Origin of the sequence: Alkalinema sp. FACHB-956 (assembly GCF_014697025.1) — a bacterium.
Classification (GTDB): domain Bacteria; phylum Cyanobacteriota; class Cyanobacteriia; order Leptolyngbyales; family Leptolyngbyaceae; genus Alkalinema.
This window is the reverse complement of record NZ_JACJRC010000014.1, coordinates 91,137-104,115: the sequence shown is the minus strand read 5'-3', so window position 1 is coordinate 104,115 and position 12,979 is coordinate 91,137. Positions and strand designations below refer to the sequence as shown.

The window sequence follows — 12,979 nt, the reverse complement described above, 5'->3', positions numbered from 1 at the left end:
GGAAGTACGCTCTAGCTAGCTGACTTTTAGAGACATCCAATCTACATAGGACTTAAAAGAGCAGGTGTCTATCCCTGCTCTTTTGTTTTGAAAACTTTGGGGAGTTCTCAGATTGGGGGAGCTCTCAGATCCCTGTCCCTCGTGATTCCACAGTCGCGCTATGCAGTATCGTCGGTTTGGCAAAACTCAGCTTCAGATGTCCGTAGCCTCCCTAGGCACGATGCGGTGTTTAGCGTCGCAAGCGGTGATGGAGCAAACGGTGCAGACCGCGATCGCGGCGGGGATCAATCATCTGGAAACGGCCCAAGGCTATGGCAGCAGTGAGCGCTTTCTGGGACAAGCCTTGCAACAGGGAAACTGGCCGCGATCGGACTTGATTTTGACCACCAAACTCACGCCCACTCCAGATGCAGCGGCCATGGAACGGGCCCTTGATCAATCCCTAGAAAGACTGCAAACCGACTACCTCGACTGTTTAGCGATCCATGGGATCAATACCGTAACCCACCTCGACTGGATTCGGTCTGCAACGGGTTGTATGCAGGCGGTGCAGCGGGCGATCGCCGATGGACGAGTGCGACATGTCGGTTTTTCAACCCATGGATCCTTAGAGGTGATTCTGGGGGCGATCGGGACGGAGCAATTCTCCTTTGTAAATTTGCACTATGGCCTCTTTTTCCAACGGAACCGGGCGGCGATCGCCCAAGCCCAAGCGCAGGACATGGGGGTATTTATTATTTCTCCTGGAGATAAAGGTGGAATGCTCTACACCCCTCCGGAGACCCTCAAGCAGCTTTGCCAGCCTTGGTCACCCTTGGCGGCGAACTATGGCTTTTTACTCACGGATCCTAGAATTACGACCCTGAGCCTAGGCCCTGCCAATCCCCAGGAACTTCAGGCAGCTCTGGAACAATTAGACATTGCAACGGGAGAGCAGGATGGAGCCCTAGGCCATCCCCCAACAATCGCTCCCACCCTTGCCACCACGATCGCCCAGCGACTAGAAAGCCATCAACAACAAGCCTTAGGGGACGATCGCTGTAGCCAATGCTATAAATGCTTACCCTGTCCTGAGGAGATCAATATTCCCGAAGTGTTGCGATTACGGAACCTGGCTGTAGCCTATGACATGCAGCAGTTTGGCGAATATCGCTATGGCATGTTTGAAAATGCAGGGCATTGGTTCCCTGGCAAAAAAGCGAGTCGTTGCACCGATTGTGGGGATTGTTTGCCACGCTGTCCCGAACAGCTCGAAATTCCTAAATTACTGCGCGAGACCCACGATCGCTTAGCCGGTAAACCCCGCCGCAGACTCTGGGGCGACTAACGCCAGTACCGACCGCCCTTAATAAAGATCCCCACTGTCCAACCAAGAATATCCTCCAGAGTCAGGGAATTCTTTACCTGCCCCAACAAAACCTTCAAGTTGATGGTCTGCGCGACAAAAACTTGCAGCACCCCCCTTGGGGTAATCGGCAGAATTTCCTTAAGGATCCAAGCCAAGAGCAAGCAGGGAACTAATCCCCACAAAATTTGCGTCGTAATGCTCAATCGCCAAAAGCGCTGATGTTCCAGGATGAAAACGGCCAATGCACCGATCGCCAGGGCGATCGCAAAGGGCACAATTCCAACCAAGGGAGACTTCAAAACAAGGTTGAGTAAACTTCCTAACAAATTAGGCCATAGCATCAAACCGATAAAAAACAGCCATTCCAGCACAACCACTCCCAGGATCGTCAACAATGCGACCCCTAGCAGGGCATCCCAGGGTAAATAACGTAAAGGCCCCCACGGGCTTCGTCTCAGCACAATATCAATTCTCCGTGTAAGCTGAATTTACCCAGATCAGCTAGCGCTGTGACCATGGGCAATCAGGGTTTGGGGATCAAGATTGGGGATGAAGATTGCGTAATCAGGATGTTAGAGGATTGTAAACGATGGGCTTGATGGACTCCAAATGCCAACCTTGTTCTCTCGGGATTACTCTTGGGATTGCTCTCGGGATTACTAGTTTCCCCCCGCACCACACTCAGCCTAGGAGTTCGATCGACTGGGCCATCCAGTTAGGTATCAAGTTGAGATTCATCAATATCAAATCGGGATCCAATCAGCGTCGATCGGCGAATTGTGCTTCTTTCAAGGGCAGTATTGACAGCAGCATTAACAGCAGTATTGACAAACGAATGTGGCAAAGACTTGCGATCGCAGGTGCCTTTTTAGGGGTAATGGGCTTAGGTGTGCGCCCAGCGATCTCTGAACCTCTGCCCCAGAGCCCCAAAATTGAACCCACCATTGCGCCCGAGGCGAATTCAGTGGCCGATCCCTTTCATCCCCCTATAAATAATTCGGATCCATCGTCTCCCAATCAACTAACGAATAAAAGCGATAGCAAAGGCGATAGCAAAGCGATCTTGCCGAATAAAGCAACAAATCCGGCAAATGAGAGCAATTCCATTGCTGCACTCCAGCCCGATGTCACACCTTTCAACATTAAGCAACTGAATCAGGGGTTATGCGAATCCTCCATCCCTGGTGTCCGGGATCTCATTGATTTCCAGCCCAACCTGAGTCTGCCTAGCCTTTGGTTAGCGCGAGATCAATTTGCGGCCCAAGCCAAGTTTGGTAGCAAGCTCCTAGAGGGGTGGCTCGCCTGCCCCAGAAACGCGATCGCCCAGCCTAAAGTCAGTGTCATCATCAATGAGCAGCTTTGGAGCCTCCTGGATTATTTGGAGCGCTACCAATTCCTCAACCAATTTGGCACCGCTGCCCAACAAGAAGGCTTTAATCTACGCCTCTTCAGCCGTCAAGGGAACTTGTTAGCAGCCTACACCTGTGCGGTACCCGGTCGCACTGAACCCACAAGCGATGGCCAACGCCCCTGCGCCATGCAACTGGATGCCTTAGGTCGGGGTAGTGTTCGGGGTCGGTCTAACGGTCTTTTCGGATCGATTCCCACATCTGGCGGTATTGCTCAGCCGTAGCAGGAGAGAGGGGCTGGAGAAATTCACTTTTGCTAAACCGATCGCGATCGGGGTATAGCAATGGATTCCGCCGCAGCGCTTCTGGGAGATCGTCCGGGTTCAGGGTCAGCAAACTGGGGGAAGTACCTTGACTGATCAACGTGAACTGGGGGGCCAGTTTTGCTTGTAACCCCAAAGTCGTCCATTGGGCAATGAGGCGATCGACATTGGAATTGGCCGGGGCTGGCTGGGCTAGAGCAGGTTGTACCCAAAGATCGGCCCAGAGCACCGTACCAGAGGCCGGAAAAACAGCGGCAAGGTTGGGATTACGGCGCAGTTGGGTCATCATTTCGCTAGAGGAACCTACCGCAATCCAGGTATCGCCTAGGATTAACGCCTGTAGATAGTGCTGAGAACTATAAAACTTGACATTATTTTGTAGCCCTTGCAATTCTGACCTGAGATTAGGAATTTTCTGGAGATCAACGGGATTACAGGATTGCCCCAGTTTTTTCAAAACTAGGCCAATGACCTCGCGGGGCTGATCCGGGAGGGAGAGGTGTCCCTGAAACTCCGATCGCCACAGATCGGCCCAATCCGTCGGGGGGGTAATGCCTTTTTGTGCTAGCAGATCCTTGCGATAGACGATCGCCAAACTCCCCCAACGGTAGGGAATGGCCCAGATTTGCCGATTGCCTTCATTCATCCCGTCATCGTTACGCCGCACCAGATCCTGGAAGAGGCTGGGTAAGCTGTTCCAAGCATTCCAGGCTTCAGGTGCAGCATTTTTCCAACCGTCCACCACGATCGGTTGAATCAATTTTTGCCGAATGGCCACGGCGAGCCAAGGATCCCCTAAGCTGATTAAATTAGCGGCCTGCTGGTTGGGGGACGTCCCAATCCAAGGAATCGGCAACGGCACGATCGGCTTCGGAGTCGGGATTTCGCCCGTAGCTTGGCGCTTCCAGCGTTGGAGGAGATCAAATAGATCCTGCAACTGTGCCTCTGGTCGGACATCCAAATGGATCGAATTCCCTTGGCCGAACTGCTGGCGAAACTCTTTGGTCAGTAATGCAGGCACCGAGCCCCGCAGAAGCCGAATGCGCAAAGCGGATTGTTGCGTTGACTGGCAGCCACTCAGAACCGTGCCCAGCGCTAGGGCAGTCGTGCTCGACAGAAAAGTTCGACGATCCATGTTTCAAGGGGGAGGCATTTCATGCCGTTGCAGCATCCAGCATTTTAACTGTTGTTTTTGCTGAATTGCGCTGAATTGGCGATCCCCCTCCTGCCCATTGTTGCCCTCACCCCGCTGGGAGCGGTTGTTTATGTTCCACACCAAAGCCCACTAAAAGAATCTCCGACGGGGGAACCGCTGTGGTGGGCCGTCGATAGGTGACGATCGTGCGCAACCGAGTCTCCGGGCTGATGAAGCGCATCTGATCCACTGCAACCGATTTCCGATAGAACGTCGTCATTTCCAAAATCTGGCGGCTGGGTTGGTAGGTGAAGCGCCCCGCGATCGATCCCCCTTCGGAATAGCCTTCATCCCGAAGGTAGAAGCCGCGAATAATCGAGGCATCCTGGTCTGCGGTGGCCGCTACCACTGGGATCGGTAACTCACCCGGAAGTTGATCGGTATTGAGGAGCGTTTCTGGGACAAATAGAGCTTTGAGACTCATCTCCACCCGATCGCCCTTTTCAGACAAGGTATCAAAGTGGATGGAAAATCCTGGACAGGCGTGGGGAGCATCATTTTGAGCCTGATCCGACAAAACGGTTTTCAATAATTTCTGCTTGGTTAAATCATCGAGAGGGTTGGCTTGGAACTCAGTGTGCGATCGCTCGATTTCATTGTCCGCAAAATAATGATAGGTACGCTCTGTGACCCAACGCCCTGCACAGGCTGCAAAAAACGCTTGAAAACTCAGCATTCACGATCCAAAAACTCAACTAGGCTGATCCTAGAAGATCGCTCTAGGAGAAAGCAAATCACACGCACCCAACTTCCGTCGCGGAGATTGTAACGACAAGTTGCTATTTGGTTAAAAATTCTTGCGTTGTATGCGAGTTCCGTAGACAAGCAATCCCAACCTAATCAAAATATAGACATAACACAGTCTTAAAATAATCCAGACAATTAGTATTGTTCTAGTATTGCTCCAAAGCCCTCAGGATCATTAGCTTGATGGCATTTACAGCAAAAAGTGGTACTACGGAAAGTGGTACTACGGCGAAACAAGTGGTACTACGGCGAAACCACTAGTCCGGTGAAACATGGTTCGAGTCGTTAGATCGATTGAGTTGTTTGACTGATTCTTAATTTGACTGATTCTTAATTTTTGATTCCTGCCTGATTAATACTTAGATTAAATATTTCACAACGTAAACTTGGTTTTGCGTTTTGGGTAACGATTTTTCCATAAAACGTTAAATGATTCCGCAGGAAATCCACCTTCGCTTGAATCCCTTCCTAAGATGGGGGGTATTACACGGAGCATGGGGTCGATCGCATGGACACGCTACATACCCAAGTTACGTTGCTCAATCAAAAAATGGATGCATTATTCCAGGCGATTGAAGAACTAAGTCGTCAGGTTTCTAATGCACTCGGAGAGATGCGAGCAGCAACACATACGCATTCGCGCCCTTATGGTAGCGAAACACATCATCACCATCATGTCCTTGATGATCTTTCTGACCATAAAGATATCCTGGTTGATAGTTACGGCATGGAAACGATGACGAGCAGTAATGATCGAATCATGTCGCCGGAGCTACAAATTCAACGGCTCACGGCACAACTAACCGCCGCTTACAACCGGATTGCGGCCTTGGAAGAACAATTACTCGCCCGTCGAATTTCCTAATCATTTTTCCGAATCCTTGAATAGGCTGCAAACAGGCTAAAAGCGGTCTAAAAGCTGTTCAATGGCCTCTAGGAATTGTTGATTATTCCACTGACGGTACAGGTGAGCTGCGATCGCGCAGCCTCCTGCCCCAACCCCTTCTTTGACAAATCCCTGTTCATAGACTTGCAATTGGGGATAACGGGATTGGGTAAAATCTAGGGCTGTCGCTATCAGCGGCACCTTGCCAATACTGGAACTCAAGCCGATCGTATCACCCGTCGGATCTTCAGCGACCCAGCGCGTGGTTCCAATGATAATGTTGTCAGGGTTCCAGACAGGGTTATCAGGGTTCCAAGCAGGTTTCTGAAGATTCCGTCCAGCCTCCTCCTCGGTTCCACCTACCGCGATCGCCCCTGTTGTGATCGTCGATGTAAGATATTGAGCCTGAACGTGTTGAATGCGTTGAGCGAGGACGTAGACGGCCAGCATTTGTGTGCCTCCCGCCAACAAGACACCACAGTACTGACTGGCAGCAATCATCATTCCCGCCACCACCGGTTGCATAGGATCGCCGATCGCCGCCAACAGTTGTAGGGGATCTGGAGCATCGCTAGTCGATAATGGAAGAGATTGCAGCGCAGATAGCACCAGTTGTTGCTTTTGATCATGGTTACAGGTGGGGTGGCTACTATTGACCTTGCCTAGGGCTGGAATCCCTAAGCCCAACAGTAATGCCAATGCAGTCGTCGTTCCACCGACAACGCATTCTCCAATAATCAAGTAACGGTTTTTAAGTTTTTGGCCGAATTGCTGCCCTAACTGAAGACCCGCCTGAAATAATTGCTGCACGGTCGCGAGATCCATGGCTTGGCCCGTACTGAGGCAGCGAGCTGCTTGGCCCCCACAGTCAATACAGGGAACGGGGGGAGTTTCTAGCAGTCCTGCATTCACTAAATGGGTCGGAATGGAGAGCTGTTCAACGATCGCGCGGGAAATCAAGGCTGGTGAAGCCCCAGCCACGAGCGGTGGCAGCGGATAGCGGGGTTGGGCTTGCACACCGTAGTACAGAAATTCAGCATCCGCAAGCGCCGTTTGACGGCGATCGTCGGGAGTGGCTCCGGCGGCAGAAATGCCTGGAATCAGTCCCGTTTCCGTAAAACCTAGCACACAGACAAATTCTGGTGATTGCCCTCGATAGCGTTGCAGCCAACGTTCTGCCTGCGATCGTTGGGTGTAGATGTTAATCATCTAGTACTCATCATCTAATCTCATCATCCAGTCCTGATCATCCATGCATTCATCAACGGCTGAAACCAGCTGGATAGACAACTACTCATCCATTAACACTTGTATCCACTTAGGCGGATCGGGAATGGGATTCCCTAGGCGATTGCATAGAATGTAAGCAACCACGTGCACTAAACCAACGTAGACAATATTCTTGACCACGATCGCGGCCACCGTAATCCCCTGCACTAAGCTCAGACTAGGCTGTTGCAGAATTCCGAGGAAGTTGAAAATCCATTCCACGAAACCCGTCACCTGAATCGTGGCATAGAGCCAGAGGTCATCCCCTAGCAAGATTGAGACCAGCCAAATCCGGAAAAACGTACCAAAGGTCATCAGTACAGTTCCAATGAAAATGGCTCCGCTCCATCCACTGCGCCGCGACCACAAACTCCCCAACGTCCAGCCCAAGACGCCATAGGGCACCAAAAACTGAATCGCCCGCACCGGTCCCATCAATACACTCAACAGCAACGATGCGACAAGCACGCCCATGCCTGCCGCCCGATTGCCCCAGCGCAGATAGACGATCGCAATGGGTAACGGGAAAAAGATCAGCATGGGGCCGAGGGGAAAGTAAAAATTCACCAACCACAGCAACCCAGCCGCACTGGCAAGGAATGCCGTTTCCACCATGACGATCGGGCTGTGAGGATCAACCCCCTGCCGTTTAGTTTCGGGGGATTTTTCCAAATTAGGGACAATATCGTCCAGCCAGCCACGATCGTCGTCAGCGTCAGGAGAACCTTGAGAGTTGTTGGGGATAGGAGCAGTCATGCCAGCGGCTTGAGATTCAACAGATCTACTGTAACGTTAGTTCGAAATTGTCACATTCGTAAAAAAAATAACGTCCCCTCCTACCCGTTCTACCCTCCTACCCGTTCTACCCTCCTACCCCTTGACCACCTGCACCTGTGCCGCACAAGCCTTAGCCCGATCGCGGGCTTCTTCGATCGTGGATCCTAGGGCCAGTGCTACCCCCATACGACGGTTGGCATAGCTTTTGGGTTTACCAAAGAGCCGTAACTTACTCGTGGGAACCTGTAAAGCGTCTGCTACGCCCGTAAATTGCGGATTCTCCGTCGGTTCCGTGCCCAGAATCACCGCCGAGGCACCGGGTTTAATCAGGTCAATCTCGCCGATCGGCAAACCCGCGATCGCCCGCACATGTAACTCAAACTCGGACATGTTTTGGCTAATCATCGTCACCATGCCCGTATCGTGGGGGCGGGGGCTGACCTCGCTGAAGTAAACCGTTTGTTCCCCAGCGGGATCCCCTTCGATGAACAATTCCACCCCAAAGAGGCCCCATCCGCCCAAGGCTTCCGTGATTGTGGCCGCGATCGCCTGACATTTGGCGAGGGTAGCTTCTGACAGCGGGCAAGGTTGCCAAGATTCGCGATAATCGCCGCTGATCTGGACATGGCCGATCGGCGGACAGAAATGGGTGCCATCGATCGCCCGCACGGTCAGCAATGTAATCTCAGTGTGGAAATTGACGAAGCCTTCGATAATCACCCGATCGTTCTGCGTCCGGCCCTTAGCGTGGGCATAGTCCCAAGCAGGCAAAATATCCGCCTCTGTTTTCACGGTACTTTGGCCTTTGCCGGAGGAACTCATCACCGGCTTTACCACGCAGGGCAAGCCAATCTCCGCGATCGCCGCTTGGTATTCCGCTTCCGTATCAGCAAAGCGATAGGGCGAGGTTTTCAACCCTAAGGTTTCCGCCGCCAACCGCCGGATCCCTTCCCGGTTCATCGTGAGAAAGGTCGCATTGGCCGTCGGAATGACTCGCCAGCCCTGCTTTTCCAATTCAATCAACGTCGGCGTGGCGATCGCTTCCACTTCCGGCACGATGAAGCTGGGTTGCTCCGCTTCAATCACCGATCGCAGGGCTTCCCCATCCAACATACTGATCACATGGGAACGGTGGGCAAACTGCATGGCCGGGGCATTGGCATAGGAATCGACTGCAATCACTTCTAGGCCCAGGCGCATGGCTTCGATCGCCACTTCCCGCCCCAATTCCCCTGAGCCGAGCAGCAATAGGCGTTGTGCCCCTGGTTGTAACGGGGTGCCCCAGGGGGCGAGGGTTGCCGTAGCGGGGGCAGCAGGTTGATTCATAGCGTATTCTCCTCAGCATTCTCCTAAGCAGGTGCACGCTGGATTATCTCACTCCCTGGGCACTCCACCGATCGCAACTGGCTTTACGTAGCGCAATCTTTGACAATATGTCTTATTGCAAGCTTGCAATCTTTGACAATATGTCTTTTGACCCAGGAAATCCCTTCTCAACAGAATGGGGGACGGTAATCCTTGAGCGTAGAACACTGGTATCAAAATGTTAAGAAAGCTTTTTCTGGGCTTGATCGCGATCGTTGCCACCATTTCCTTTGCCCTGCCCGCCTATGCTGCTGATACTGCGGCAGGTGCTAAGGTGTTTGCAGCCAACTGTGCTGCTTGCCATGCGGGTGGACGCAACGCCGTCAACCCCACCAAAACGCTGCAACAGGCTGACCTCGACCAATACGGGATGGCCTCCGCAGAAGCAATCATCAAACAAGTGACGAACGGCAAGAACGCAATGCCTGCTTTTGGCGGTAAGCTTCAACCCGAACAAATTGAAAACGTGGCTGCTTATGTCTTGGCCCAGGCTGGAAATGGTTGGGCGAAGTAATCCTCGCATTACCCCTGTAAATAATCCTGTTGTAAATAACCCTGTTGTAACTAACCCTGTTGTGAGCAGCAGGTTGTAGGCAATAGGCTGTAAGCAGCAGGTTGTGAGCAGCAGGTTGTGAGCAGCAGATTATGGGTGAGAGTCCTGACTGATTTTTCAATACTGACCCTAGGGAGAGGCTTAAATTCTTAAGCCTCTTTTCTCTATCGCAAGTCTCTGCCACAACGCTTGATCACAACATCACAACGCTCCCAGCCTGGGCAGTCAGACAATGGAAGCAGTCGGCACGGAATTTCCCCGATCGGCCGCTTTTCCAGGTCAGTTTTGCAAGTCAGGTTTGCAAGTCAGTTTGGCAGGTCGGCAACTTTTCGAGTTGCACATCGGTCTATTTTCTTGCCTTGGCACGGCGTATCCTAGGATGGCATCCTTTTGAAATCCATCCTGAGATTGATGCCGAAATATAGGTTTTCGGTAAAGACGATCATTCTGACCAGGATCGGTCTAGATTAGTAAGAACTTAAGTTGATTTGGACTTTATAGGATATGCGATCGCAGTTTCTGGGTATTGTGGGCGGGGTCGCACTCAGCCTCAGCTTCAGTGGAGTGGCTACGGCGGCCATGACAGATAGTCAAGTTGCGCGGGTTGTAGAATCTCTTCGACAGGTGGGCGTGCAAAGTCCAAAGAGTGAGGGTTTGCACAGCGACTGGCGCGTTAAGGCCACCAATATTCCCATCTGGGCCAAGTCCTGTTTGGGCAAACCCCTAACTCCGCAGCAGTTCAACGATAGTCCCGCCACAGCCCGCAACATTATCAACTGTGTGATTAAGGACGTGGCAGCCACGGAAGACCAGCAGGCCAACGGGGATGAAGCACTGACCGTACGGCGGATTGCCGCTTGGTGGATGACAGGAGATAGCAACCTGTATAACAGTGCGGGAACCGCCGCCTATACCAATCAAGTTCTGAGTCTGTATCAGCAACAGGCAACTGGCAAACCCCAAGGGTCACCGACGGATTCCACCAAACCAACGGGGAACACCAAACCCACAGACAGCAGCACGTCCAGTAGTTCTAGTGGCTCCTCCAGTTCTGCTGATAAAACGGTGAAAGTCCCCGCCGGACGCAGTACCGCCTACGATCGCTACATGCAGGTAGGCTACACCGCCACCCAAAAACGCAATCACCGCACTGCCTTATTATTCTTCCGACGGGCGTTGGATGAACGGCCCAACGATACCTACGCCATCCAAGCGATTAAGAATGTAGAAGCTTACCTGGCGCAAAATAAGGGCGGCACCCCCTCTCCAACACCGAGTCCATCGGAGACACCTCAGCCTGCCCCGGAACCACCTAAACCGTAAGTAGCTAGTTAATCGCAATATTGATGAGGGGAAAATCATGATGAAACGTTTAACGGCTTGGGCGATCGCCTGTTCAGTGCTGGTGTTACCCAATGCCGCGATCGCCGCAGAATGGAAGAAGATTACTGAAAATTCAGTGAAGGATCGTTTTTTCATCGATACCAGCTCCATTCAGCGCAAGGGCAACAGTGTGACCTACTGGGAATATCGTGAATTTCCAGAACCGAATAATCCCTTTTTGGAAAATACGATCGAGGAGCCGCTCCATGGCGTGGTCATCCGGTGGTCTGCGGATTGCAATTCCAAAACCCAGCGTCTTCGCAGGGTCAATGCCTTTGCCAAGGATCGTAAACTGATTCAACGGTTTGACTATGGAGAAACGGGAACCTTAGTGCAGCCGCGCCAAGGCAGCAGTGGCTACGAAGTTCTACAATATGCCTGCGCTCAGCCCAGCACTTAATTCACTTGACTCAACACTGAATTCTCCCCTGAATTCTCCCCTGAATTCTCATGAGTTGATTGCCTTGAGCTTGTCCCCTCACCGCCCTTCACATCCGGCCTTCCATCCGCAATGGCTCAGGGGGATAAGCTAGACCAGGGGCATGGCTCCCATTGCAAAACTGAGCGCCAAGCAAAAAATTAAGCGCCAAGCAGGAAATTGAGCACCAAGCAAAAGATTGAGTGTCGAGCTTAGTGCTAAGGCAAGGGATTCTCTAGCATCTAGAGATCTATTCTTCTGTTTTTTTCTTGGGTCGGTTCAGTTCCTGCGTCTTTGCTTTGGCTGCTTCGTAGGCGATTTGGTAAGCCTTATCTCCCAGCATGACATCGCCATAGTACTCGTAGGGCATGGCTCCGTAGATAGGTAGAGGATCATCTTCGGGATAATCCTCTTGGGCTTCTTCGATCGCGGCTTTGAGTTCCTTCAGGGTCAGCACTTGGGCAGGAAAGTAATAGAGATCTTCTGCCTTCTGTTTGAGTTGATTAATATTGGGATCCACTAAGCAATCGGACAGTTCTAACCAGCCATGCTCGATCGGTTGGAAAGGCGTGCCCGGAAATACCAGAAAGCCTTGCACATAAAGCACCTCTTCTCCCATCTCCAAGGCAGCTTTGTAGGCAGTTTCAAATGGAGATTTGCCCTTACGACCGATTTGTTGAGCGATCGCGCGGGATTGTTCGAGATTTAGAGGTTTATTCATAGAGACTGCAAACACTGAACCACAGGCTAATTCGGCTAATCTGATCCGGCTAATAGCGTAGCGCAGGGGCCGGGGCCGATCAAGCCACGATTTTTAGCCTGAGTCACCAGTCTACTGAATTAACTTTTGGTTTAAGTAGAGAAATAAGTCCTTTAACGTGGTCAGCTCACTCAAATCAAAGGTCGGACACAGTTCGATGCCAAAGTGATTTTCGAAGGCTTCACAGAGATCCCATTCCCAGTCATACCAACAAACCAGGGGAATGTGTAAATCCTCAATCAGGCGATCGCTGGGGAGCAAACGAGCCACTTCTAAACCGGAATACGCAGCCAACTGGCTATAGAGAAAATTGGCAAGTTCCGGTTTAACCCCTAATGGTTCCCAAAAGCAGCGATACCAATCATGGGATCCATAGGCAGAGCGATCGCGCAAGGTTTGATTAATTTTTCGGCGCAGTTGCAGGTCGGGCCTCATGTCGGGATAGGTCCGTACCGCTTGCCACCAATTGTTTAACTTGCGCCACATGCGTATAGAAAAATCGAAGTTTGCTGCATTATCCACGCCCCCAGTATTCCCCGCCCCTTTGGGAGAATTGAGATAGTTGGGGAATTGAACCGGGCGCAAAAGTTGAAAAAACTTTACCAT

At 51.7% G+C, this 12,979-nt stretch carries 14 protein-coding genes; 6 read left to right on the top strand and 8 right to left on the bottom strand.

Going from position 1 to position 12,979, the window contains the following annotated elements:
* Positions 1-160 precede the first annotated feature (160 nt).
* A complete protein-coding gene (locus H6G21_RS15615) occupies positions 161-1,327 on the top strand; it encodes an aldo/keto reductase (RefSeq protein WP_190574351.1) in 1,167 nt (388 codons plus the stop codon).
* Here the strand turns inward: H6G21_RS15615 and H6G21_RS15610 are convergent.
* On the bottom strand, positions 1,324-1,809 hold the full coding sequence (locus H6G21_RS15610) for a hypothetical protein (RefSeq protein ID WP_190574350.1): 486 nt from the start codon (positions 1,807-1,809) through the stop codon (positions 1,324-1,326). The two genes, H6G21_RS15615 and H6G21_RS15610, sit on opposite strands and share 4 nt — an antisense overlap.
* Before the next feature lie 374 nt (positions 1,810-2,183).
* Between H6G21_RS15610 and H6G21_RS15605 the strand changes: the two genes are divergently transcribed.
* Positions 2,184-2,981 carry a hypothetical protein gene (locus H6G21_RS15605; protein WP_190574349.1) on the top strand — a complete coding sequence of 266 codons (798 nt, stop codon included), beginning with the start codon at positions 2,184-2,186 and terminating at the stop codon, positions 2,979-2,981.
* On the opposite strand, the gene H6G21_RS15600 is transcribed toward H6G21_RS15605, so the two are convergent.
* Together H6G21_RS15600 and H6G21_RS15595 are read right to left on the bottom strand one after the other, a co-directional pair.
* On the bottom strand, positions 2,929-4,155 hold the full coding sequence (locus H6G21_RS15600) for an extracellular solute-binding protein (RefSeq protein ID WP_190574348.1): 1,227 nt from the start codon (positions 4,153-4,155) through the stop codon (positions 2,929-2,931). The two genes, H6G21_RS15605 and H6G21_RS15600, sit on opposite strands and share 53 nt — an antisense overlap.
* Before the next feature lie 106 nt (positions 4,156-4,261).
* Positions 4,262-4,891: a phycobiliprotein lyase gene (locus tag H6G21_RS15595; RefSeq protein ID WP_190574347.1), complete on the bottom strand. Its 630-nt coding sequence runs from the start codon at positions 4,889-4,891 to the stop codon at positions 4,262-4,264.
* A gap of 579 nt (positions 4,892-5,470) precedes the next feature.
* On the opposite strand from H6G21_RS15595, the gene H6G21_RS15590 reads away from it, so the two are divergent.
* The gene (locus tag H6G21_RS15590) at positions 5,471-5,827 is read left to right on the top strand and encodes a hypothetical protein (protein WP_190574346.1); all 357 of its coding nucleotides are present in this window, start codon (positions 5,471-5,473) and stop codon (positions 5,825-5,827) included.
* 36 nt (positions 5,828-5,863) lie between these two features.
* On the opposite strand, the gene cobT is transcribed toward H6G21_RS15590, so the two are convergent.
* The 3 genes from cobT to purT form a co-directional block, all read right to left on the bottom strand.
* A complete protein-coding gene (cobT, locus tag H6G21_RS15585) occupies positions 5,864-7,057 on the bottom strand; it encodes a nicotinate mononucleotide-dependent phosphoribosyltransferase CobT (RefSeq protein ID WP_190574345.1) in 1,194 nt (397 codons plus the stop codon).
* A gap of 81 nt (positions 7,058-7,138) precedes the next feature.
* A complete protein-coding gene (locus H6G21_RS15580; RefSeq protein ID WP_190574344.1) occupies positions 7,139-7,873 on the bottom strand; it encodes a DUF2232 domain-containing protein in 735 nt (244 codons plus the stop codon).
* Positions 7,874-7,987: 114 nt separating this feature from the next.
* Positions 7,988-9,220 (bottom strand): formate-dependent phosphoribosylglycinamide formyltransferase, encoded by a 1,233-nt coding sequence (gene purT, locus H6G21_RS15575; RefSeq protein ID WP_190574343.1) that lies wholly within the window; start codon positions 9,218-9,220, stop codon positions 7,988-7,990.
* Positions 9,221-9,437: 217 nt separating this feature from the next.
* Between purT and petJ the strand changes: the two genes are divergently transcribed.
* The 3 genes from petJ to H6G21_RS15560 all read left to right on the top strand — a co-directional run bounded on the left by petJ (position 9,438) and on the right by H6G21_RS15560 (position 11,595).
* The gene (petJ, locus tag H6G21_RS15570) at positions 9,438-9,773 is read left to right on the top strand and encodes a cytochrome c6 PetJ (RefSeq protein WP_190574342.1); all 336 of its coding nucleotides are present in this window, start codon (positions 9,438-9,440) and stop codon (positions 9,771-9,773) included.
* 543 nt (positions 9,774-10,316) lie between these two features.
* Positions 10,317-11,135, top strand: a complete 819-nt coding sequence (locus tag H6G21_RS15565; RefSeq protein WP_190574341.1) for a hypothetical protein — start codon at positions 10,317-10,319, stop codon at positions 11,133-11,135.
* Positions 11,136-11,172: 37 nt separating this feature from the next.
* Entirely contained in the window at positions 11,173-11,595 is a 423-nt protein-coding gene (locus H6G21_RS15560; protein ID WP_242041856.1) for a surface-adhesin E family protein, read from the top strand.
* A gap of 268 nt (positions 11,596-11,863) precedes the next feature.
* On the opposite strand, the gene H6G21_RS15555 is transcribed toward H6G21_RS15560, so the two are convergent.
* Together H6G21_RS15555 and H6G21_RS15550 are read right to left on the bottom strand one after the other, a co-directional pair.
* Positions 11,864-12,334, bottom strand: coding sequence for a hypothetical protein (locus tag H6G21_RS15555; RefSeq protein WP_190574340.1), 471 nt, complete (start codon positions 12,332-12,334; stop codon positions 11,864-11,866).
* A 111-nt stretch (positions 12,335-12,445) separates the two neighbouring features.
* On the bottom strand, positions 12,446-12,979 hold the full coding sequence (locus tag H6G21_RS15550; protein WP_242041855.1) for a hypothetical protein: 534 nt from the start codon (positions 12,977-12,979) through the stop codon (positions 12,446-12,448).